Genomic DNA, 24,783 nt, shown 5'->3' on the forward strand with positions numbered 1-24,783 from the left:
AGCTTTTTGAGCATATTTCTTCCAATCATCAAGCTACTTTAATGATGAGGTGTAATCATGGCCGGCAGTAAAAAGATTCCCATCACCGTACGATCATCTTACGGTTTATATAGTGACAATGAAAAAGCCGCTGTGAAGAAACTTTATGAGAAAACTAAAGATCATAGTAAAGATGAGTTGCCACCAATTCCAGAAAAAACAAAAAGCGAGAAAAACAAACGTCTAGCCGCTTTAAGAATTCTTGTGGATAAAATCGTTGATCAAGACAAAGAGGTCAATCCTGAGGGAAAAGACTTAGATCGATTTCTTTTAGCTAGAGAAGATGGATATTTTGCCGATTATGAAGCCGATGAGCTCGATGATGAGTCCTCTGCAGATGAAGAACAATCAGAGGTCAATGATGTACGTAAGCTAATGAAAAAGATTAGCAAAGAAAGTCAAAGACTGCTCAAATCTTCTCCAACAAGACGAATACAAATAGCAAAAAGAGAAGCAGCACTCCGTGAGCTTTTAGAAAAGGAAGAAGAGGAAAGCAAGGCCGCGACTATACACAAGCTTCGTGAAGAAAGGGAGCAACTTCTTTTAGATACCCAATTATTAGCAACACAACGTCATAGATTGCCTACGATGCTCTCTTATTATATAGCGGAGCTAGGCAAAACTAATCCAGCAAGCTTTCGTTTCTTGACGGAAGAGCAAAAGTTGCGGCTGGAAAACAAATTGCACCAAACCTATCTTGCCATCTATAGCCAGTATCAACTGGATAAATCAGAAGGTAAAAGCCATCTTTTGGCCGGTCATCGGGATTTATTGAATCTTTGCAGTCAACGAATTGAAGAATTGTGGCTCCAACCCAATAGAGGGGAAAAAATTGATTTTCAAGATGACTTGAATCAAGAGATCAATTTATTCACCAAGGCACTAAAATATTTAGGACTTACATTTCTTGCGGCTTGGATTGTTGAGAAAGTACTTCAACTCATCAAGAAGCCAACGGTTATTAAAGATTGGATGACTGAGATCAATGGCAAACGTCTCTACTGGGTTTGGGGTGGTGGAATGCTGGCCTCTATCATAGCATTCTTACCGGCGACCTTTTATAGCGCGGCACAAGCATCTGACAGGTTAGGAGCCCCTTCACCAGTGACGGGGTATATGAGTTGGGTTTTATACTTCTGTCGTCTAGGAATTAATTCGATCTTATTGTTTAAACATACGATTAATGGCCCATGGATGAGTGAAGAAGAAAGTAAAATCCCTGCTTGGGAACGCTTTACAACCCAACTCGAACAGCGAATATTTGCAATTTTGAACGATTTGCTCTGGGCTCCCATCAATATGGCATGTTTCTTCTGGCTTAAGGGTGCAGGAACCTTGGGCTATGTGGGTAATATAGCCACTGTAATCTTGTTAACGATGGATTTAGTGCTCAGCCTTATAAGGCACTGGCATGAAACCACTAAACATAACAAGGAAATGCTGGAAATTGATAATGAAAAAGCTGCTTTACGGCAAAAGATCGAGGAGCATGAGGCTTTACGAGATCGCGCAAGGGATTTAGAAGAAAAAGCGGTATATGATGCAAAAATTGCGGAATTGGAGGAGCAGCTTAAAGATCTGCAAAAAATGCAAGCCAAAGCGAAGTTTGATTGGAAATATAAAGAGCTAGCCTTAGTGAGTGATTGCTGCTATGCCTTGGGATTATTACTCGCTTTTTGCGTAGTCATTTGCTTCTTCTTCCCGCCTGCTAGTCTTGCTCCAATGACAGTTCTGATTATTGGACTGATCGGAGCAGCTGCCTGCTTCCTGGCTACAACGATTTATACAGCCTATAACTGCCATTTGGAGAGAGCTAAGACTAAAGAGCAGCAACAGATGGCAAAAGACGAGTGTGCAGAATTATTAGAAAAATTCAAAAGCACCGACGATCCCAATCTGAGAAAGCAGTTGTATCTGGAAATGAGGGGTTTGATGGCTGAGTCCGATTATCAACATCGGCTTGCCAGATACCAGTTGGTAAAATCATTCGTGTCTGTGTTTATCGATGTTGCATTTCCTGCTGCTGTTTTTTCAACTATTGTATTTGCTCCGGTCGGTCTAAGTATTTGGGCAATTATAGGAATCGTAGCGGCAGTTGCAGCTGTTTCCTGGTACTTTAATAATATGGTACTGAAAAATGTAGAGCCAAAGCCTCATGAGTTATCGGAGTTTAATGATGAGGAATATCAGGCTTTTGAAGAAGCAGCTTTAGAGAATTCAGGGGTATCCCTTGATGATGTTTCTGAGTTTTTACAGCCACCAGAGCAGGGCAAAGCTACAACTTCAAGCAGCCGCTTTTTTGATAGTGCTGAGCCTTCGGCTAGCTATTTCAGGCTAGGGCCTCGTCGTGAATCATCGTCAGACGGTGAGTTGCCAGATGAGGGGAGTAGTGATGAGGATGATCCATTGTTAGGCTTGTCTGGCTCTAGCAGTTTCTAAGGAGTTTGACCCCGTGGTCGAAGATGCCCATAGGTATCTACACAAATGTCCCTCCTTGTCTCAACATTACGCCATCCAGAGCGTAGCGAAGGATCTCCTGAATGTGGCACTGTGCTAATCCCGGAGATCCTTCGCTGCGCTCTGGATGACGTGCGTCTATTACAGTCACTTGTGTAGATACCTATGGGTCGAAGCCACGAGGATTCGAGGTGTGAGGCTCCTCCTACCCGATTTATCGAAATCCCGCAGCTTCGATCGCGGGGTCTTAAGCTTTAAAACTCAGGCATCGACAAAAGTAGATTTAGTAAAAGCTTGGGTAAACCAACAAGAAAGTGTATAATCGCGCGATTTGCTGCACAAAAATTTTCCTACCATGAATCTTGAAAAACACTATGATGTCATCGTTGTGGGTGGTGGTCATGCCGGCACCGAAGCAGCGCTGGCCGCTGCGCGCCTTGGCGCCCAAACCTTGTTATTGACCCACAATATGGATTTGCTTGGGCAAATGTCTTGCAACCCTGCGATTGGTGGTATTGGTAAAGGTCACCTAGTCAAAGAAATTGACGCCCTTGACGGTGCTATGGCGAGAGCGGCAGATCAGGCGGGGATTCAATTTCGTATTCTTAATGCCTCTAAAGGCCCAGCAGTTAGAGCAACACGTGCTCAGGCTGATCGCGTGCTTTACCGTCAGGCAATCCGTCAAATTCTTCAGACTCAACCTAATCTGACACTCTTCCAACAAGCTGTTGATGATCTAATAGTAGAGGGCGATCGAGTAACAGGCGTCGTCACGCAAATGGGTTTAACCTTGCGTGCCCGTGCGGTAGTGTTGACTGTTGGTACTTTTTTAGGCGGCAAGATCCATGTAGGTATGAGTCAATATGCCGGTGGACGAGCAGGTGATCCCCCTGCCATTGCTCTAGCCCTGCGTTTGCGTGAATTAGATCTCCCTGTTGGGCGCTTAAAAACAGGAACCCCTCCACGAATTGATGGGCGGACTTTGGATTACAGCCAAATGACGGTTCAGCCTGGTGATAGTCCCTTACCTGTTTTTTCTTATCTAGGTAAGGTTTCAGATCATCCGCAACAACTACCCTGTTACATCACTCATACAACTGAGCAAACCCATGAAATTATTCGTGCGAATCTGCATCAATCGCCAATGTATGCTGGCGTGATTGAGGGGATCGGACCACGTTATTGTCCATCCATTGAAGATAAGATTGTTCGTTTTGCAGATAAGCTGTCGCATCAGATCTTCGTTGAACCAGAAGGATTAACGACAGATGAAATTTACCCCAACGGTATTTCCACTAGTTTACCCTTTGAAGTTCAGGTTCAATTTGTTCGTAGTATCCAGGGCTTTGCCAACGCTCATATAACCCGCCCAGGCTATGCTATCGAATATGATTATTTTGATCCGCGAGGTTTAACCGCCTTTTTACAAACCAAGCCTCTACCCAATCTCTTTTTTGCGGGTCAAATCAATGGCACAACAGGTTATGAAGAGGCTGCTGCGCAAGGTTTAATTGCGGGGATGAATGCGGCCTTACAAGTGAAAGAACAGGAGCTATGGTGCCCACGCCGAGATGAGGCTTATATCGGTGTACTGATTGATGACCTGATTACCTGTGGTACCCAAGAACCCTATCGGATGTTTACTTCAAGGGCCGAGTATCGCCTCTTGTTACGTGAAGACAATGCAGACTTGCGTCTAACGGAGAAAGGCCGTGAGCTTGGATTGGTTGGCGAGCAGCGATGGCAAGCGTTTTCAGCGAAAAAGGAAGGCATAGAGCAGGCACAAAGTCGCCTCAAAGATACCTTGGTAAGAGTTGCTCATAGCGAAGCCTTCGGGTCTCTTCTTGAGAATCCCTTGCAACAAGACTGCCGGGCAGCTGATTTATTGAAGCGCCCAGAGATTAGCTATGTCGACTTACAAAAGGTTGCTGAACTCGATTTACCTGAGTTAGCGACTGATATTGCTGAGCAAGTGGAAATCCAGTCAAAGTATGCAGGCTATATTGAGCGCCAGCTTCTTGAAATCGAACGTTTGCGAAAACATGAAAATACGCAATTACCCGCTAGCCTTGATTACACAAAGGTCACAGGCCTATCTACAGAAGTTATGCAAAAGCTGACTAAGATAAGACCTGCCACTATTGCACAGGCAGGACGCATTTCTGGCGTAACACCAGCTGCCTTATCTCTGCTCCTGGTTCATCTGAAAAAACACCGAGAACCTGCATGAGCTCAGCCGCATCATTAGAAGAGCTACTATCTAAAGGCTTGGAACAATTAGGATTAGCACTAGCTGCTAATCCTTTAATGTCTTATTTATTGCTCTTGCAAAAGTGGAATAAAACCTACAACTTGACCGCTGTAAGAGACTTGGATGTCATGATCACCCGCCATCTATTTGATAGCTTGGCGATCCTTCCCTGGATTCGGGGAAAGCATGTATTAGATGTGGGAACAGGCGCTGGTTTTCCTGGAATCCCCTTAGCCTTGGCAAAACCAGACACGCAATTTGTACTCTTAGATAGTAACGGTAAAAAAACACGATTTCTGCAAGAAATAAAACGCCGATTGCAGTTGGACAATGTCGAGGTGATACAAAGTCGCGCGGAAAACTACCACCCTTCAGTCGATTTTGATACAGTAACAAGTCGAGCTTTCAGCGAATTGGCGCAAATGTTGAAGTGGACCCATCACCTCATAGGCACAAATGGCATCTGGCTTGCCATGAAAGGCCGCTATCCTGAAACCGAGCTGGCGAGCATCAGCCTGCCTTATCAGGTACATCCCTATACAGTACCTGGTTTGGATGGTGAGCGTTGCTGTGTCATCATCGAAAATGCAACCAAGGAATAATCATGGCGAAAGTCATCGCAATAGCCAACCAAAAAGGAGGCGTAGGTAAAACCACGACGTCAATTAACCTGGCCGCCTCTATTGCTGCGAATCATATGTCGGTAATGCTTGTGGATCTTGATCCACAGGGGAATGCGACAATGGGTTCTGGGGTTGATAAAAACGCCTTAGTACATACTACCAACGATGTGTTATTACGTGATTGCCTTGCAGAGCAAGCTTGTCTGACCACAACCTGTGGCTATGACTTGCTGCCGGCCAATGGCGATTTGACTGTTGCAGAAGTCAGTTTAATGGAAAGAAACCATCGCGAGACTTTTTTATTTAAAGCCTTGCAACCCCTGCAATCTGCCTACGATTTCATTTTGATCGACTGCCCGCCAGCATTAAATACACTGACTATTAATGCCTTGGTAGCAGCTGATTCTGTGTTAATTCCCATGCAATGTGAATACTATGCCCTTGAAGGGTTAGCCGCCTTGATATCAACCATTGAACAGGTTAAAGCGTCGGTAAATCCGCGTCTGCAAATCGAAGGGGTATTACGCACAATGTATGATGCGCGCAATCGTTTGTGCGCAGACGTCTCTAAGCAATTGCTAGAGCATTTTAATTCCAAAGTATATAGAACCGTAGTGCCGCGCAATGTGCGTTTAGCCGAGGCTCCAAGTCATGGAATGCCTGCGTTGCAATATGATAAATCATCACCAGGCGCCGCTGCTTATATGGTTTTGGCTGCCGAGGTCATTAGCAAGCAGACGGTTGTTGCTTAAATTGAGGTATATATGACAGTAAAACGCGGTGGTTTAGGACGCAATTTATCTGCTTTATTAGGTAATTCAACAGCGGCTGTAGTTGCTGAAAAACCAGTTGTCGAGAGACTTAAATTAGCTGTTGATTGCCTGCAACCAGGAAAATATCAGCCACGGGCAGAGATTGAAGAAGAGCCCCTTGCTGAATTAGCGGCGTCGATCAAACAGCAGGGTTTATTACAGCCAATTGTCGTGCGTGAGATTGCCGAAGGGCGTTATGAAATTATCGCGGGAGAACGTCGTTGGCGCGCTTGCCAGTTAGCAGGGCTTAATGAGGTTCCTGTAGTGCTGCGTCAGGTTGATGATGAAACAGCTATGGCGATGGCTTTGATCGAAAACCTGCAGAGGGAAGATTTAAATGCCATGGATCAAGCGCGTGCAATGTATCGTCTTACAAGTGAATTTGGCCTTACGCATCAACAGGTCGCCGATCTACTATCAAAATCCCGTACCGCCGTAAGTAATTATCTGCGATTACTGAGTTTAAATGCGGATGTCAGGCGCTTATTAGAACATGGTGATTTGGATATGGGGCATGCAAGAGCCTTGCTTATGCTTGATGAAGCGATGCAAAGTCAGGTTGCACAATTGGTTGTTAGCAAAAATTTATCGGTTCGTGAAACTGAAAAATTAGTTGCGCGAGTGAAAGAAGGCAAGGCAAGTCCCCAAGTCAAACCAGAACTTAGTTCATTAATAAAGGAACAGGTGCAAAACTTGGCGAACCACTTACAGACCAAAGTAAAAATAAAACCTGGAAAGGCTGGAAAGGGTACACTTGTGATTCATTACGAGACTATGCAAAGTTTGCAATCGGTTATTGACCAGCTGACTAGTAGGTCGGACGGATAAAGTCGTAGCCTGGATGCAGCGAAGCGAAATCCGGGAGCAGTGGTACGACTTTCCGGATTTCGCTTCCAAAGACGTACGTCATGTCGAACGTAGAGAGACATCTCCTGAGTGTAGCACTGTGCTAATCCCGGAGATCCCTCACTATGTTCGGGATGACGGGGTCTTTATCGATGTTTGCCCCTAAGAGGCTGGGGCGCTCAGGATGACGAAATATAAGGTGATCCTATAAAACCCCCCTACCCCCTCACTGTAAAAACCCGACCATTCTGTACAGTGGCAAGCACTGGAATATCCTTGATTGTCATAGATGGCTCTGTCAGTGGGTCGCGTGCTAAGACTGTAAAATCAGCCCGTTTGCCAATTTCTATACTACCAATTTCATTTTGCAGATTAAGCAGATAGGCTGCATTAATGGTGACAGCCCGTAGGGCATCCTCTGCTGAGATTCTCTGGCTTGCATTTAAGACACGCCCAGAGGCTGTAACTCGATTCATTGCTGTCCACATGGAATATAACGGACCGAGGGGTGTTACCGGCGAATCACTGTGAAGGGAAAAAATAAGTCCCTGGCGTTTTGCTTCTGCAGCATTATCCAAACGATTTGTCCGATCAGGACCTAAGACAAAGGAATAATATTGATCACCCCAGTAATAAAGATGGTTTGTCAACAGGTTAATATAGGCCCCTAAATCTTGAGCTAATTTTAATTGCGTCGCATTCGCCATTTGGCTGTGTTCTATAGTGAAAAGGGTCGGCGTGCGCGGTGCGAAGTTTTGCAAATATTGCAGGCTATTGAGTACGGCAGTTATGGCCTGATCGCCATTGCTGTGAATATGAATTGGAAAACCAGCCTCCCAGAACGGCAGTACTTTCTTTTCAAGTGCTTCAGTAGTTGCATTAAAAACGCCATTGGATTTGCCATTAATGTAGCCTGGCCAATCAAGGCGAGCTGTAAGTCCCTCTATGGAACCATCAGATACAAATTTAACATGGCCAAAATTTAAATTCGTTGAATTTAGCGCCATTAAATGCCGAAGATGACGTATCCCTGTGCCGGCATTTCTAGTTTCCAGGTTGTAAAGTAATTCTCCATTGTAAACAAGCACCATGCGCTCAGGAAAATTAGGATCTTTGGCTGCTTGTTCTAGAATGGGTACCATTAGCTTCTCTCCTGAGCCCCCAAACATCAGATCGCTAAAGGTGGTTAATCCCAAATGTTGTGCGGTGTCTGCCAAGCTATAGAGCGATTGCCTAAACGATTCTTCAGTGAATAATTGATGATAGAAGGTCTTAAGTGCTGGCCCAATTGCCGCCATTTCTTTTAACACCCCAGTCGGCTGACCATTGGGCCCCTTGAGTACCCCTGTTAGTTTGCTCTGTGCGTTATAGTCTAGATTCTTAAGTAAGACGCTATTCACATAAGCAATTTGATCGCTGGCATGTAACACAAAAATGGCTCTAGTCTTAGATACCTTGTCCAGGTCTTCGGCGCAAAGTGTCTGGTCTTTTAATGAAAGCGGGTCATAGCCCCAGGCAAAGAGCACGGTCTTAGGATTTGTTAAGCGTTTATTTTCTGCTTTAAGCCGAGCAAGTATTTCTGCTTTAGACTTGGCAGCAGGAATAGTGGTTCCATTGAATCCTGGATAATCCCAATAACCTACATAGGGTTGGGACATTAGAATGGTGAGTAAGGTTAGATGGCTATGCGATTCGATAAGCCCGGGAGTTAGGAAATGATTAGCAAAGTGACTATCTACTTTATAACTACCTGGCTTCATCCAGGTTTTCATTTCTTGCAAAGTACCAACAGAAAATATTTTCCCTTCTTTAACTGCAACAGCACTGGCTTCGGGTTGTATTGGATCCATGGTAATGATTTTCTTAGCAACATAGATGGTAACGGCGGGCTGTGTAGCGTAACTTTCATTAAAAAAACCGATGCAACAACAAAGCAAAAAAGCGAATTTATAATGCGATCCCTGCATGGAGGCTCTCAATACAGATCTACGGAAGATCATTATAGAGGGGTAAAAAATGCCCTGTAAAGCGAGTTGATGTAATAGAGATGAAGAGCTGAGATCTTGCAAAAAAGATCAATTATAAAAGAAGAGCTTATGTTTTTAAGATTAATTATTAATATTCGGTATTAAGAAATTGAAAGAAAGTCAGCTATTTTCAAGGGTATCAAAAAGAGCATTTGCCTAAATTAAAACCAAATATTTAGAGAAAAACTTTTAATAACAAGGAGTTATATCTAAGTATTTGAAGCTTGGCTAAGGATCTCGGTCTAAACAAAAGATCGGATGTAAACCTCAGTATAAAAGGTTCTTTGTTTGCCCAATGTATCTAGAAATGATATTTTTCGCACAATATTTAATCTCCAAGTGATAAGATGGCAAAAAATACCTTATATCAGTTTCTCATTGGTTTTAAACAGGAAGCCGCAGCTCATGGTATTAGAATTGAGCAGGATAGTAATAGACAACAGGTTTCTTATCTTCGTATTTCTTTACCTGAAATAAATGCTGCTCCCTTGAAATTGCTGGCGCATCATATCAGTGTTTATGCAAATGAAAGTGAATCAAACCCCTTCCTTAGCCAATATCACTACACTGGACTGTTTATGGATGAGCTGGGTCATACATGGAAGGCACATCTTTACTTTAACGAAGAGGATCTGATCATTCACTGTGATTACACAGTAGTTGCAAATTCAACCGCTAGTTCTTCCACTGCCCCCATTACTCATACACAGCTAAAGCCACCATTCAGAGATGATGAAATGATGCAGCTGGCAAAATTAGTCTGTGAGCCGGTTATGAGTTATTTGCGAGTCAGCTTTAATCACAAGGTATCATCGCTTTGCGAAGCCTATCAGCGCCTCGAGCAAGAAGCAACTGAGTTATCAAAAGACCCACGATGTGAGCATTACCCAGCAAAGCTTGTTGAGATTTGTGGGATTCTTCGTGAACTAGATCCCCTGGTTAGACATTCAAAATATAAGGCTATTCAGAATTTTATAACTCGGTTATTGGTTGGATTACAAACTATCGAATCTCAGGATGCTCCTGTTGAGGAAGAGCCTATATCAATATCTGTTGCTGCTTCTTCTGAGCCTCAATCCATGTCTTTTTTCTCTCAATCACCTAGGGAACCAAAGAAAGAGCGGCAATTAGATGATGAATCGATTGCGGAGTTATCTTTGCGCTTTACTAATCTAGAAGAAGCAACACCAGAGGTACAGGTTCAGCAATTTCCCTCTTTGTTTGCTATATTGAACTCCTTGTCATTGTTGCGGGGAGCAGGAAGGAATACCCTGGTGAGCTTGCATCAACTTTATAAGGATATGAGGACTTTTGGGGAGCTAGTGTTTAAAAAGTCTTTGCTGTTGGGATACTTTAAAGCTGCCGCGGAAATGAAGATGTTTCATCATTTGTTATCCGAACAAGATTTGGAGTTGGCCTTGCATTTAAACAAGGCACTTCTATTAAAATTTATCCTGAAACACGGTGATAAATCTCTACTTAAAAGGCCAGTAAAGGTTAAGGGCTCTGTGTTTCCTTCGCCTGTTCATGCCTGTATCGGCTTGGATAATTCGAGTAGCTCAATGCATGATTGTTTAACCGTATTGGTAAATTTTGGCGCATCCATGCTACAACGATTTGATAATGGACTGCCCATAGGCCACATTATCCTATCGAGGAAGGAATCTAAACTTAGGGATGCACTGTATAGTTGTCCTAATAGTCCCGGTCATTGCCCAACATTTTTTAATCATTTGATCAATACACTGCAGGTTTTTATCAATAGCCACTCAGAAATGGAAGCCAAAGAAAGGGAGTCACTGGAAAACTCGATTAAAGAGTATTCCTATAGAAAAACAGCAGCTTCTTGGACTCAATATATACAAACTTCTACTTCTGGTAAGAGTTATATAAGAGATCTTGGTTTTGCAACAAGCTTTGCAGATTCTGTGCCACTCATCAAAAAACTAGTGGATGATCTTGATTATTTGGCGATTCTTGCAGAAAAACAGCAACTAGAAATGTGTTATCTAAAATTATGTAGTAATAGTGACCGACAGGCCTGGGTTAAATCCTCAGGTAGTACTAATAAGGCTGTATTTAGTGTTGCCCCTGCGACTTTTTTGATGCTGGAACTTGTTCCTTACGAGGTATTTAAGCAAATGATACTAAAAAAGATTCGCCAAGAGATAGAAGAGTTAAGAGTTGCTTGTGAGACTTTATTACAAGAAAGTGAAATCTCTAGGAAGAGCAATCATCAATCACAGCGCTCTCGCACTAATCATATTCTATGTGAGGCTATGGCAAGAACTGAAGATCAGATAAGCCAATTAGAAGACAGGGGTCATCAATATCAAGAATGCGAAGAATTGAAGGAGCTTGTTGCCGAAGCACTTACAGAGAGTTATCGGCCCTGAGTATTACCTCTTAGCTTTGTCACCCTAACATAGCCCGTCATCCAGATTGCAGTGAAGGATCTCCTGAATGTGGCACCGTGCTAATCTCGGAGATCCTTCGCTGCGCTCTGGATGACGGAATGTAGGGCAAGGGGGCGACCTATTACAATCCGGGAATTCGGAGCCACTGCTCCCGGATTTTGCTGCGCTGCATCCAGGCTACGATAAGGCAACTAGCCTACTCAAAATCAAACTGTCTCTACCTTTGCTCGCTCTTCCAAAATCGCTACAGCAGGCAAGGTCTTACCTTCCAGAAACTCAAGGAAAGCGCCGCCGCCAGTAGAAATATAGGAAATCTGCTGGGTCAGATCATACTGATCAACCGCCGCAAGCGTGTCTCCGCCACCAGCAATTGAAAAGGCATCACTGTCAGCAATGGCAATTGCCAGGGCTCGTGTTCCATAGGCAAATTGCGGAAATTCAAATACTCCTACAGGACCATTCCAGATAATCGTTTTCGCAATATCGATAATAGCAACATAATGTTTTACAGTTTCTGGACCTATGTCCATAATCATGTCGTCGCTGGCAAGATTGTTCAGGGCTTTATTAAAGGCTGGGCAACTGTCAGAAAACGATTTGCCAACTACAACATCCGAAGGTAGTGGCATCTGACAACCATGTTCAGCAGCCAACGCTAGAATTTCACGGGCTGAATCGAGTAAGCCTTCTTCATAAAGCGATACGCCCACTTCAAAGCCTTGTGCTTTGAGGAAGGTATTGGCAATTCCACCGCCGGGGATTAAATAATCAACTTTGGTAACTAATTGTTTTAACAGTGTTAATTTAGAAGAAACCTTGGCACCGCCAACAATCGCGACAATGGGTTTTTCTGGGTTTTTCAATACATGATGGAGGGCTTCCAATTCACGAACTAGCAGGGGGCCTGCAGCAGCTAACGGCGCGTATTTGGCCACACCATGGGTTGAAGCCTGGGCGCGGTGCGCAGTACCAAAGGCGTCCATGACAAAAATATCGCATAAGCGAGCGAGTTTTTGTGCTAGCACATCATCATTTGCTTTCTCGCCAGGATTAAATCGCACATTTTCGCAGATCACTAACTCGCCTGGATGCACATCAATTCCATCTAGGTAGTCGTCAACAAAGCGAACTGGGTATTGGAGATTAGCAGTTAAATAATCTGCAACTGGCTTGAGAGAAAAGCGTTTTTCAAAGCGCCCTTCCTCTGGTCTGCCTAAATGTGAGAGCACCATAACAGCTGCGCCTTCTTCAAGTGCGGCTTGCAGGGTTGGTAAGGCAGCCTGTAGTCGTTGGTCGCTGGTTATAATTCCGTCTTTGATAGGAACATTTAAATCTTCACGAATCAATATTCGTTTACCACGAAGACTGAGCTCGCTCATTTTTACTAGATTCATTTGACTGTCCTTTAACGAGTCATCATACAATTCGCGGTATCTAACATACGGTTAGAAAATCCCCATTCATTGTCATACCAGGCAACAACTTTAACAAGATTGCCCAAGACTTTTGTTTGTGTCGTATCAAAAACAGCTGAGGCAGGACAATGATTAAAGTCACAAGAGACCAGAGGGTCTTCGTTAATATGCAAGATATCACTTTTAGCTTTACGCATGATGTCATTGACTTCAGCTGCTGTTGTCTCACGCTTTGCTGTAAAGGTCAAATCAACTACAGAAACATTAAGTGTAGGAACGCGCATAGCAAAACCATCTAATTTACCTGCTAGCTCAGGGAGGACTAAGCCAACGGCTGATGCTGCGCCAGTTTTTGTAGGAATAATTGATTGAGTGGCTGAACGCGCACGACGAAGGTCAGAATGGCTGCCATCCAATAACATTTGATCTTTGGTGTAGGCATGGACGGTATTGACTAATCCATGTTCTATGCCTAAGGCATCATGTAAGGGTTTAACAACTGGAGCCAGGCAATTTGTTGTGCAAGACGCATTAGACACTATGATATCGGTTGCTTGCAGCACCTGATGGTTTACCCCATAGACAATCGTGGCATCCGCCTCTTTTCCTGGTGCTGAAATCAACACCTTCTTTGCACCCGCTGCAATATGTTGCATTGCTGCATCGCGCTGAGTAAAGCGCCCTGTGCATTCGAAGACCAGATCAATGCCTAATTCTTTCCAGGGCAGTTCTGCAGGATTACGATCAGCTGTGACGCGGATGGGATGATTATCGACGATTAGGTTTGAGCCATCGACACGGACTTCAAAGCCAAAGCGACCATGCGTTGAATCATAACGTGTAAGATGAGCAGTGGTTTCTATTCCAGAGACATCATTGATCGCCACAATATTGAATTGGTTTTGGCGGTTATATTCGAAAATTGATCGCAAAATACATCGGCCAATGCGGCCGTAACCATTTATAGCGACGCGTATTGTCATACTACTTCTCCAAATTGCATTGACCCTTTCGATGAGCCAATTTTTAAATTAGTTCTTCTCTAAGGCCAAGATAATATTGTCTACTGTGATACCCAAATAGTTATAGGCGTCAGACGCAGGTGCAGAAACGCCAAAACGATCGATGCCAATAACAGTCCCGTCTAAACCAACAAAACGATACCAATAAGTGCTCGATGCTGCTTCAATCGCAACACGCTTACGTACTGAGTTGGGTAAAACCTGTTCTTGATAAGCACGGTCCTGTGCTAGGAAACGCTCACAACATGGCATGGAAACAACCCTGATTTTTCTACCAGTTTCACGCATTTTTTCTGCCGCTTTCAGTGCTAATTGCACCTCCGAGCCTGTCGCCAAAAGAATGGCTTCGGGAGTTCCCTGACAATCACTCAGGATATACCCCCCTTTAGCAATTAGCTCCGCAGCATTGTCCCCTAGGGATAACGCGGGAAGATTTTGTCTTGATAGCAACATAGAACTAGGGCCGGTATGATGTTCAAGCGCTTGCTGCCAGGCAACTGCTGTTTCTACTAAGTCAGCAGGCCGCCATACTTGCATATTCGGGGTCATGCGTAACATGGCCGCATGTTCAATAGGTTGATGCGTTGGGCCATCTTCACCTAGACCAATGGAGTCATGGGTAAAGACATAAATAACTCGCTGTTTCATCAACGCGCTTAAGCGTACAGCATTTCGTGCATAATCAGCAAAGACTAAAAAAGTACCGCCGTAGGGAATAAAACCGCCATGCAGGGCCAGGCCATTCATAATAGCTGCCATCGCAAATTCGCGTACACCATAGTACAGATAGTTTCCAGAGAAATCATCAGCCCTAATCGCTTTTGTACCTGTCCAATCAGTATTATTCGAACCAGTTAGATCTGCAGAACCACCTAACATTTCCGGTAACAGACTTGCAAATTGCTCTATGCATTGTTGTGAGCTTTTGCGAGTTGCCTGCGCTTTATCATTTTTCCGGCATTGCTCAATAAATTCTTTGGCTACTCTGTCCCAATTATCAGGCAAATCACCATTAATACGGCGCAAAAACTCGTGATAATCACTTTGGTGCTGCTCTTGGTAGGCGTGGCAACGAGTCAGCCATTGCTTTTCATCAACCTGTCCTTGTTCGACATGATTCCACTGAGCATAAATGTTATCTGGGATTACAAAGGAGGCATGTGGCCAGTTAAAGCATTCCCGTACCTTAGCAACCCCAGCTGCTCCTAGAGGTGAACCATGTGATTTTTCGCTGCCAGCAACAGGCGAGCCAAGACCAATAATTGTTTTACAGATAATGAGGCTGGGTCTTCTAGTGTCTTGACGGGCTTGTTTAATAGCCTGTTCAATTGCTTGCTGATCATGACCATCAATCGGGCCGATAACTTGCCAGTTATAGGCTTTAAAACGAGTTGCACTGTCATCGGTAAACCAGGATTCTACCTTACCATCAATCGAAATGCCGTTATCATCATAAAAGACAATCAATTTACCTAAACCCAAGGTTCCCGCCAAAGAGCAAGCCTCATGGGAAATACCTTCCATCAAGCAACCATCACCGACAAAGGTATAGGTGTAATGATTAACCAACTCTAATTCAGGGCGGTTGAACTGAGCAGCTAGTGCTTTCTCAGCAATAGCCATCCCTACAGAGTTTGCTAATCCTTGGCCTAAAGGCCCTGTTGTGGTTTCAACGCCAGGTGTATCCGCATGTTCTGGATGGCCAGGTGTTTTGGAATGCAATTGACGGAAATGTTTCAATTCATCCAAATTCAGGTTATAACCTGTTAGATGCAACAAGGAATAAAGCAGCATAGATCCATGACCATTTGACAAGACAAAACGGTCACGATCAAACCAGTGCGGGTTTTTGGGGTTGTGCTTCAGGAATTTTTTCCAAAGCACGGTAGCAATATCTGCCATACCTAAAGGCATTCCGGGATGTCCGGATTGGGCTTGTTCGACTGCGTCTATGCTTAAAAAGCGGATGGCATCGGCTAATTCATTGGAAAGGCTCATGCGTTCTCTTTAATGCTATCATCAGGGGCACTATTGTCGCTCAGAAGCTACTAATCGGCAAGTTGGCTATCTATTCATTGTAGCAATTAGGAGAGAATTAATTTCATCTAACCAGGAAATGATGAAAATTATCTTCAAAAATTTACTTTTTGTTTATTTTTTGGGATGATTGCACGGTTTCCACTAATTTATAGGTACTATGTCAGTAGTATTGCAAGGATTACAGCCCCTAATCGGTGAGCCATTTATTAGGGAGGATGGGAATGAAGCTACTTGGGAGCTTAGCGGGAAGCTTGCTCTGAAGGAGGATGCTTTTTATGAGCCCATGGTAACCGATCATCCTATTCTAAATATGCGATACAGCGTGTTATGCGCGCGCTTGGCCCATAACTTGGCCCTTATTGACAAAGAAGCAGACTACGAAGAACAAAAAGCAGAGGAACTGACCCAGCAACTTGCTGATGCTCTAGCCTTGGCGGAAATACTAGCTTTTATTTACGGCTATTATCTTTATGTGCCCAGAGAGGTAAAGCGCTTGCTGGATGAACAAGAGGCTTTTCGTGATTTACTGAAAATGCGCGGTTATGTATTTCCCGAGGCCTCTAAGAAACCGACCTTAGACGAAAAACAGGCGGTTAGCTTTACTGAATCGTTGAAAACGCACCATAGAGAATTGAATTGGCCTAGATTATTTTCAGTTCGTCTTCGTCGTATATTTGTAGTTCTACAACCTTACTTCCAAGATCTAAAAAGGTACGGTGAAGTTTTTGGTATGGTTGATCAATTTATTGCCCCAGTACTCAATCATCTCGCCTATCTCTTTTTTATCCCTAGATTAGCTGTAAATACCTTTTTGCTTTTCAAACATCTTATACCTGGATGGTGGCTGTCTGCGGAAGAAAAAAAGCTAAGTTGGTTGACTCGTCTCCAAGCGCAATTACAACGACGTTGGTTTGAAATGTTGAATGATACTGCTTGGATGATAGGTGGTTTGCTCAATTGCTATGTATTAATTGGTGCTTTGGCTCCTGTAGGAATGTATGTCAGTATTTCTCTTTTTTTCTTCGATGTGATACTTGCTGGTGTGAAGGCTTTTATTGAGTTAGGGCGATTGAACACACTGCGAAATGAATATAAAGACGCTCTCAATGGAGAGGGGCTAGATCCCGACGCGCGTAAAGAAATAGAAGACTATCAAGTTTATCTCGAGCAACGTTTTATCAGTGAGCGGAGACAACTGCTACTTAGTGTTGTGAGTACTAGCGCCTTATTTTTAGCAATGTGTTTCGCAATACCGGCTCTTGCTGGAACCCCTGCTCTTCCGCTTGTTGGGGCTGTTTTGGTGCTTATTATTACTTTGGCAACCTACTTAGTTGGAGAGTGGTTAAAATCTATTAAGCCTTCTTATGACTTAAAAGGAATTAAAGAAGATGGCACAGCACTATTTGCAAAATCACCCCATAATTTCTTCCATCACCCCAGGAATACCCAAGACTCCGATGAATCAGCAGAGCTGAGTGACGTAATACCTAGGCCTATACATATATCCAAAAGTTCGCCGAATTTTTCATTGCAGACTGGGACATCTTCTGAGATACCAGGGTATCTCTAGCTTAGGCATAGAACTCAGTGTTACTCTTAAGAAATTTGAAGCTATAGAGGACATTATGTCAGTCGTTAATTTGCCAAAATTTACCAGCATCGATACAGACACCTTTGTTAAACAGCTTGATAGCTTATTGCAAACTAATTTAGAGAAAATAGCGCAACTTCTTGCAGAAAGTAAGCAATACACCTGGGGTAATTTGATGAGCCCCCTTGATGATATGGATGACGCCCTGTCTCAATTTTGGGCGCCTTTATCTCATTTGCATGCGGTGGTAAATTCCAATAAATTGAGAACTTGCTATCAGGAATGCTTGCCGAAGCTTTCTGCTTATGAAGCAGCAATTGGTCATAATGAAAAACTCTATCATGCGATTAAATCCTTAGATGAGAGCCAATTAAATTCTGCGCAACGCAAAATAGTTGATGATGTGCTCCTCGATTTTGAGTTGTCTGGTGTTGCTTTATCGGAAGAGAAAAAACATCGATTTGAAGCAATCCAAACTCAATTATCTAACCTTGCCAATCAATTTGAGAACAACGTATTAGACGCTGGGCAGGCTTTTAGCATAGCTATTGATGATGAGAAAAGGTTAGCCGGCCTACCAGAACATGCCTTGCTTACTGCCCGAGAGTTGGCCGCTGAAAAAGGCCTGCAAGGATGGATGTTAAATCTTGAATTTCCTTGTTATCTCGCGGTAGTAACCTATGCGGAAGAAAGAGCTTTGCGAGAAGAAATGTATCAAGCCTTTGCCACCCGTGCCTCTGATCAGGGACCAAGTGCAGGCCAGTTTGATAACAGCAAGCTTATTGATGAAATGTTGCTTTTGCGGCAGGAAAAAGCAGGACTACTTGGTTTTGCCAATTATGCAGAATTATCTCTAGCAACAAAAATGGCGGATTCTACGGAACAGGTGATTACTTTCTTACAAGACTTAATCAAGCGTGGCCGCCATCAAGCAGAAACAGAATTTAAACGTCTGGAGGACTTTGCTGCAAAACATTATGGATTGACCAAACTTGAGCCTTGGGATCTTGCATTTCTTTCAGAGAAAAAAAGCCAGGCACGCTATGCTATTTCACAGGAAGAGTTGCGTCCCTATTTTACTTTGGATAAGGTAATGGCCGGCTTATTCGCAATTATCAATAAGCTTTACGGTATGAGTATGAAAGAAGTTAAGGATGTTGATACCTGGCATTCCGATGTGAAGTGTTACTGTATAAGTGATGAGAGTGAGCAAGTACGCGGTTATATCTACGTTGATTTATTTGCCCGTCAACACAAACGCGGCGGTGCATGGATGGATTCATTACAAAGCCGTCGTATATTGACAGATGATTCTGTGCAATTACCAATCGCCACTCTTACCTGTAACTTTGCCAAGCCCGCAGCAAACAAAAAGGCTGCCCTGTCTCATGATGAAGTCCTGACCTTATTTCATGAATTAGGCCACTGTTTACATCATGTATTGACCAAGGTTGATTACTTGGGTGCATCTGGCATAAACGGTGTGGAGTGGGATGCTGTCGAGTTACCCAGCCAATTTTTTGAGAACTGGTGTTGGGAGCAGCAAGCGCTTGAATTGTTGACGGAGCATGTTGATACTGGCGCAGTCTTGCCTGAAGAGTTATTTAAGAAATTATTAGCGGCCAAAAATTTCCAATCAGCAATGGCCATGATGCGCCAATTAGAATTTTCTCTATTTGATTTTCGCATCCATCAAGAATTTAAGTCAGGAGTGCCAGGGTTAGTAGCTAAAATCCTGGCCGAAGTACGCAAGCAAACCACCGTTATTCCTATCGTACCCTATAACCGCTTTCAGCATAGTTTTTCCCACATTTTTGCTGGAGGATACGCTGCTGGCTATTACAGTTATAAATGGGCAGAAGTTTTATCCAGTGATGCCTTCGCCCGTTTTGAGGAAGAAGGAATTTTTAATGAAAAAACTGGCAGAGATTTTCTTCACTCAATTTTAGAAGTCGGTGGTTCAAAGAAAGCAGCAGAGGCCTATATAAGCTTTAGAGGACGACCCGCAAAAGTAGATGCTTTACTAAGACACAGCGGGATTGAATAAGAAATATTGGCCGAAAAAAATTATCATTATAGCATATTTGTGAGAGGCATATATGTTATACTATAAATGTAAACAAAAAGGGGGCGACCTGGCTTCGACGTGGGTTGCGAAACCTGATGTGCATGCCGAGATTGAGACTTCTCGTTAATCAGACTCACTAAACATAAATGCAAACGATGAAAACTTTGCAGATGGAGAAGCTATCGCTGCGTAAGCTTTGATAGGTTTTTCGTCGCACCGTGTGCTGCTATAAAACCAGCACCCCGTTGACCGAGCTTGCTTATCGGTATCGAATCAACGGTCATAGAAGATAAGCTCGCAGCTTGATATTTCCCGTATCAAGATGTTAAATCCAGGGAATCGCCGCGAACCATCCTGCCTGTCGGAGGGGACTCGGTTAATTGAATAGACAAGGCTACGCATGTAGAGCTGACGGCAGAGGATTTGCGGACGCGGGTTCAATTCCCGCCGCCTCCACCAATTAACCTGTTGATTTTCAATATATAAACACCTCTCTTATCAAGTTGAGGCACCATAGCGGCACCACTTTATACTATTTAATGGGTTTAAGTCTTCCTGCTGCTATTTCTGTATCTATCCATGCTTTTGCATCGCCAATTATACGTTTTTCTGCTTCTTCCATTGTATCGTGGGCCCCGCCGGTAATTTTGTAAACACTTGTGTGACTCCCAGCATGAATTGTGATCCATGCTTCTGAACCATAAGAATTGCCTTCGCCGTAAACCGACCAACCAATTTCAGCACCTTCATAGTTTTCATTTCCAGCCGTTCTCATATTAGAGTCCTTTCTAAAAATATTACTTTGCTGTCAATTATAGTTTACTCAGTTGATGAAAATGCTAGAGGGGTATGGGGGATGAGTTTATTTCAAATGGTTATCCCAGTTGTGAATGGGCCGATAACCTGATTGTGATGAATGATCTGGTATCCATCTGCCATAAGTCTTAATGACCATTTCAACATCAACATGCCCCAACGATACCCACATAATGTTTTCACCTTGAGATAGCATCATGGATGGCACCGTCAATTTAACCTTTGAAAACGCAAGAAAGATCAGTTTACAAATTTTAGGCGTAAAGAATTTCGGTAGCAGTGTTTTGCCAAATTTCTTTAGCCTTTAGGAATTGAATTCGTTGTTGAGATGCTGAGTTAGTGTAACGCCCAACAGCCACAGCAAAAAGATTTCTGGTTTTGCCCATGATAGCAAGAACCTGTTGAGCACTGGCTGGCGACTTGAATCGAATAAGGCACTTTTCTTTTCTTCTGGTGGGCTGATGTGCATTCTCAGCCCGATTATTGAGCCCTTTGTGCGACCGGTGCTCCGTGCCTTTGCTCATCTGAGAAATAGGCTTCGTATAGCTTCTTAGCTTGTCCGTTACAATGACCTGTGGCTTAGGGTAGGCATTCAATAGACGAGAGAGGAAGCGAATGGCTGCCTTTTTGTTTCGACGCTTTTGTAGGAATACATCCAGCTCAAAACCTTCCTCATCCACTGCACGCCATAAATAATACACCTCACCGTTAATGCGCAGTTGCTGCTCATCTAAATGCCATTTATCCGAAGGCTTGGGCTCTCGTTTCTTAATCACATCTTTAAACTGAGAACCAAACTTGATGCACCATTGGCGTACCGTCTCATAGCTTACTTCAATACCTCGGTATAGCAGACGCTCCGACACATCTCGATAACTGTCATTAAACCGATGATAACTCCATACAGCAGTGCTGATAATTTCTACAGGGTAACGATATCTTTGTGGTTTGTATTTCAGCATCTTAATCTTCCGATAAATAATCCTCAGTTTAACTCACTGTTAAGTTGACGCTGCCAGTCAAAGAACTATTGGTTGATTATACGCCTTCAAAAATAGGCATTCATTCGGTTCAATTACGCTCCAGTGAGTTAGTGATATTGCTTGCCCAAGGCCATCCCATTAAAGCAGGACTTCCAGAACTAGGGTCGGAGTAAGCTGGTAGTTCTACTCATTCACAACCCTAACAGCTCATTCATCGATACTCTACTGAAAACTCAGAAACCATTTGCCATGGTGGTCGTAAAGCAACCATGATTTTAAGACTGAATGAATTTGGAAAGGCCCAATCTAATGGTGAGCAAATTGTTATAGGCTGAAATTCAATGTATGTTTCTACTTGTAGTAAGCACTTTAAAGAAAAAAGTTATAGTAATCTAAAGTAAGGTTCTTTGTTATTGAATAAACCCTTTTTAGGTCATAGGACCTAAAAAGGGGATTTGTTTAAGCAGAAGTAAATACATTGTTAAAGGTATTAGAGAATTGCCAGCCACCATTTGTACCAGGCATTCCAACAGAAAAAGGTTTCTCGACTAATGCATTCATTCCATTGGCAAAACAAAAAAGTCCTTGGGAATTTACAGAACAAGCCGAAGACGTGTAATAACCTAGACTAGGTACCCCATCAGTAGTTACGATAGCCCACGAGCTACCATCCATTGTTGCCGCAAGGAGAGGTGAAGGCGAATCAAAAGAACCACTGATTCCTACGGCAACACAACTTACCTGTCCATTAAAGCTAGCACAGCTCGCTGTAATGAATAATCCTTCTGAGGAGGTTACATGTACTGGGACCCAATTGTTATCTGAACTTAGACCACTATTTTGCAGTATAAAAGGTCTTCCACTCTGCGAATTTGCATCGGACTGCGAACCTACGCCGATACAAAAAGCAGCATTAGCATTCAGAGCATTCTGAGTGCAACTCACTCCAAAAATTTGAATATTAGAAAACTGCTGAGGATCTAACTCTACGGGTGTTGTAGAATAGACTCCTCCGCTCAGCTGTGTTTTGAACAGACGTATGGAGTTTCCGCTAGTGCTGAGTGCAACAAGGCAGGAAATATTTGAATTAGCCAGGGATACACAACTTATTGCGGAAGCGCGAGCGGCTGGGTCAACGCCTAACATGGATAGTGACTGCTTTTTCCAATCACTTGAGGGAGTATAGTTAAAGATAACCGGACCTGCATTAAAGCCAGTTATCTGGCATAGGCTGTTAGCCGCACTTGCCGTACAATTTACACTGTTTAAAATGGACTGCGAAAATTGCACCGTGGTTGTATCATGCACTATGAACCAAGTTTTACCGTTATCTACTGTCTGGATTACAAAAGGAGTAGATGTAGTGACTCCTGTTATTATATCTCCTATTGCAACACAGGTATTAGTTCCACTTGGATCAGTTGCACAACTGACCTTTCTAATCTTACCTTCTGCAGGCAGAACCAGATTAAGAGGGTATTCCCAGGTAGTTCCTCCGTCATAACTTTGCATGATAAATGGCGCTTTATCGATTTTACCTACAAGTGCGCAGTATGTTTTGTTGTTGACCGCTTTTCCGCAGCTTGCAGACAATAAATCAGCAGAAGAAGGGATACCTGTCTGCCCATTGAACGCTTTAGCAAAAAGATTCCAAAAAAAAGTGACAATTGGCTGCACTCTCAATGGTGTAAATCCCTCTGGTAAAGTTGGGTCTATGGGAAGTGTCATCGAATTGGTATAGGAAGTATAAAAGGCTATTGTTTGTTCAACAGGAGTAAGGGATGGATTAGCGTTCGAACTACTAATTGTTAGTGGGATTGACGTTCTGGAACAACGATTAGGATCTGGCTCTATCCTTCCTGGAGTCACCGTTTTACAAACAGTTGGATAGCTTGAGATAACTTGATTGGGAGCCATTAAGGCGCCATTTATCTGTAGTTCTAATGTGCAGCTTTGTCCACTAGCCAGAAAAAATACAGGAGTTGAGCAAGCATCAGGTGTGGTTGCTACTTGATTTATTACCGGAGAGATAGGCAACATCGTTAAAATTCTGGGTACTCCCTCCAGATTGCGTACTGTATATTTAATTGTTGCTGTTGCGTTTAATGCAACTGGCATAGTAGGAAAGTATCCGGGCGCCAATTCTATGCTGTAAGTAGCTCTAGACGTCTCCGCATGAGTAATCCCGAAGCAATTTAACAGGGTAAAAAGCCCTGCTGTAATAAGTAATTTTTTATTCATTGAGTCTGTCCTTAAATTTGATAACTTAAAGAAAATTGCAATTGATGGGTGTAAAGATGGCTTAATTTTGGCCCTGAGCCCATTGATTGAGCGATAGAGCGAGACAATTTGGATTGACCCCAGTCGGCAAATTCATAACCAACGCCAAAGCTCCAATGTTGACAAAACGACTTTTGCAATCCAACACCTGCTGTATAAGTAAAACTGGTTTGCGTGTGGTCGACAAAGCTTGGTGGAGTTAATTGTTCAAAGATTTTAGGCGTTAATCTGAAGTCATGGGCGCGGTTAAAGCCTACCCCCAAGCTTCCGCTGATATAGGGTTGAGCCCAGTATTGCGTGCCGGCTAATACCTTCGCTTTTACGGCGACATGGGTGTGGTTAATCTTATAGTTATAGAAAAAATCATCAAAGCTGGGATCTGCATCAAGCCAGACATTACCAGACAATTTGGCATTGGAACTTCCAGCAAAGGCTATACCCAACTGCCCAATAAAGGATTGTCCCAAGAGACGTTGCATTCCCAAGAAAAGTTCTGCGCTTCCAAGAGTAGAATCATTTTTCTTGGCTTTGTAAGCATTAAATACATCGGGTTCAAGATAGAGCACCTGAGATTTACCACTAGATGTCCAGGCAGGACCGCCACTCAAGGTTATAATGTTCTTATAAATTTCAGGTGCCTCGCCCATCGTACCTGCAAATCCATTTGTGGATACTAAGTAAACTAAGGGAGCTAAAAAGAAGGTTTTATTCATTATTATCCTTATAAATTTCTGATTGGGCTGTTATTGGCAAACAATACCGAGGTCAACACAATTGACTTGTGAAGGACAGGCGGAAGATGTGGGAAGCGTAGTGCCAGCATCAACAGAACTCTTAAGTTTACCATTATAAGTGGCAACACAACTCCCTGTGCCATTTGAGCCTGCGCAGGTACACGTTAATTCCTCTCGGGTGACACAAGTCCCATCGCCATTATCCTTAACCGATACTTGCGCGGGGCTACTAGTGGGAGGGGAGCAATCATTATCACCGCACGAGCTAAGCATCATAGTTATAGTTATGAAAAGTAGAGATAATACTAACCTCTCTAATTTTCTCCTTAGGTTTAATTGACCTATCATCACATTCTCCTGTA

General features: G+C 43.3%; 16 protein-coding genes and 1 other RNA gene. 9 read left to right on the forward strand and 8 right to left on the reverse strand.

Annotation, left to right across the window (positions count from 1 at the left end; genetic code table 11):
• Positions 1–57: 57 nt before the first annotated feature.
• From BN1094_RS02915 to BN1094_RS02935, 5 genes are all read left to right on the forward strand, one after another.
• Complete coding sequence (locus BN1094_RS02915; RefSeq protein WP_043872889.1) at positions 58–2,478, forward strand: hypothetical protein; 2,421 nt, start codon at positions 58–60, stop codon at positions 2,476–2,478.
• A gap of 373 nt (positions 2,479–2,851) precedes the next feature.
• Positions 2,852–4,726 (forward strand): tRNA uridine-5-carboxymethylaminomethyl(34) synthesis enzyme MnmG, encoded by a 1,875-nt coding sequence (gene mnmG / locus BN1094_RS02920; RefSeq protein ID WP_043872890.1) that lies wholly within the window; start codon positions 2,852–2,854, stop codon positions 4,724–4,726.
• Positions 4,723–5,349: a 16S rRNA (guanine(527)-N(7))-methyltransferase RsmG gene (rsmG, locus tag BN1094_RS02925; RefSeq protein WP_043872891.1), complete on the forward strand. Its 627-nt coding sequence runs from the start codon at positions 4,723–4,725 to the stop codon at positions 5,347–5,349. Before mnmG ends, rsmG begins: the two co-directional genes overlap by 4 nt.
• A gap of 2 nt (positions 5,350–5,351) precedes the next feature.
• Entirely contained in the window at positions 5,352–6,122 is a 771-nt protein-coding gene (locus BN1094_RS02930; protein ID WP_043872892.1) for a ParA family protein, read from the forward strand.
• Positions 6,123–6,134: 12 nt separating this feature from the next.
• Entirely contained in the window at positions 6,135–7,010 is an 876-nt protein-coding gene (locus BN1094_RS02935; protein WP_043872893.1) for a ParB/RepB/Spo0J family partition protein, read from the forward strand.
• A 236-nt stretch (positions 7,011–7,246) separates the two neighbouring features.
• Here the strand turns inward: BN1094_RS02935 and BN1094_RS02940 are convergent, their stop codons facing one another.
• Positions 7,247–8,995, reverse strand: a complete 1,749-nt coding sequence (locus tag BN1094_RS02940) for an amidohydrolase (RefSeq protein ID WP_052403098.1) — start codon at positions 8,993–8,995, stop codon at positions 7,247–7,249.
• Between the two features lie 407 nt (positions 8,996–9,402).
• On the opposite strand from BN1094_RS02940, the gene BN1094_RS02945 reads away from it, so the two are divergent.
• Positions 9,403–11,451 carry a hypothetical protein gene (locus BN1094_RS02945; protein ID WP_043872894.1) on the forward strand — a complete coding sequence of 683 codons (2,049 nt, stop codon included), beginning with the start codon at positions 9,403–9,405 and terminating at the stop codon, positions 11,449–11,451.
• A gap of 227 nt (positions 11,452–11,678) precedes the next feature.
• Here the strand turns inward: BN1094_RS02945 and BN1094_RS02950 are convergent, their stop codons facing one another.
• The 3 genes from BN1094_RS02950 to tkt are packed head-to-tail and all read right to left on the reverse strand — an operon-like array spanning position 11,679 to position 15,907.
• On the reverse strand, positions 11,679–12,866 hold the full coding sequence (locus tag BN1094_RS02950; protein WP_043872895.1) for a phosphoglycerate kinase: 1,188 nt from the start codon (positions 12,864–12,866) through the stop codon (positions 11,679–11,681).
• Between the two features lie 11 nt (positions 12,867–12,877).
• Positions 12,878–13,870 (reverse strand): type I glyceraldehyde-3-phosphate dehydrogenase, encoded by a 993-nt coding sequence (gene gap / locus BN1094_RS02955; RefSeq protein WP_043872896.1) that lies wholly within the window; start codon positions 13,868–13,870, stop codon positions 12,878–12,880.
• 48 nt (positions 13,871–13,918) lie between these two features.
• Positions 13,919–15,907, reverse strand: coding sequence for a transketolase (gene tkt / locus BN1094_RS02960; protein ID WP_043872897.1), 1,989 nt, complete (start codon positions 15,905–15,907; stop codon positions 13,919–13,921).
• A 199-nt stretch (positions 15,908–16,106) separates the two neighbouring features.
• On the opposite strand from tkt, the gene BN1094_RS02965 reads away from it, so the two are divergent.
• The 3 genes from BN1094_RS02965 (at position 16,107) to ssrA (ending at position 20,067) form a co-directional block, all read left to right on the forward strand.
• Positions 16,107–17,519 carry a hypothetical protein gene (locus BN1094_RS02965; RefSeq protein WP_052403099.1) on the forward strand — a complete coding sequence of 471 codons (1,413 nt, stop codon included), beginning with the start codon at positions 16,107–16,109 and terminating at the stop codon, positions 17,517–17,519.
• Between the two features lie 52 nt (positions 17,520–17,571).
• Entirely contained in the window at positions 17,572–19,587 is a 2,016-nt protein-coding gene (locus BN1094_RS02970) for a M3 family metallopeptidase (protein WP_043872898.1), read from the forward strand.
• 79 nt (positions 19,588–19,666) lie between these two features.
• Positions 19,667–20,067: a transfer-messenger RNA gene (ssrA, locus tag BN1094_RS19140) on the forward strand.
• A 73-nt stretch (positions 20,068–20,140) separates the two neighbouring features.
• Here ssrA and BN1094_RS02975 read toward each other — a convergent pair.
• The 4 genes from BN1094_RS02975 to BN1094_RS02990 all read right to left on the reverse strand — a co-directional run bounded on the left by BN1094_RS02975 (position 20,141) and on the right by BN1094_RS02990 (position 24,400).
• Positions 20,141–20,383 carry a hypothetical protein gene (locus tag BN1094_RS02975; RefSeq protein WP_043872899.1) on the reverse strand — a complete coding sequence of 81 codons (243 nt, stop codon included), beginning with the start codon at positions 20,381–20,383 and terminating at the stop codon, positions 20,141–20,143.
• A gap of 295 nt (positions 20,384–20,678) precedes the next feature.
• Positions 20,679–21,386 (reverse strand): IS6 family transposase, encoded by a 708-nt coding sequence (locus BN1094_RS02980; protein ID WP_081934953.1) that lies wholly within the window; start codon positions 21,384–21,386, stop codon positions 20,679–20,681.
• Between the two features lie 480 nt (positions 21,387–21,866).
• A complete protein-coding gene (locus tag BN1094_RS02985) occupies positions 21,867–23,648 on the reverse strand; it encodes a hypothetical protein (RefSeq protein WP_043872900.1) in 1,782 nt (593 codons plus the stop codon).
• Positions 23,649–23,659: 11 nt separating this feature from the next.
• Complete coding sequence (locus tag BN1094_RS02990) at positions 23,660–24,400, reverse strand: outer membrane protein (RefSeq protein WP_043872901.1); 741 nt, start codon at positions 24,398–24,400, stop codon at positions 23,660–23,662.
• Positions 24,401–24,783: the final 383 nt, after the last annotated feature.

It is taken from the genome of Legionella massiliensis (genome assembly GCF_000756815.1).
Classification (GTDB): Bacteria; Pseudomonadota; Gammaproteobacteria; order Legionellales; family Legionellaceae; genus Tatlockia; species Tatlockia massiliensis.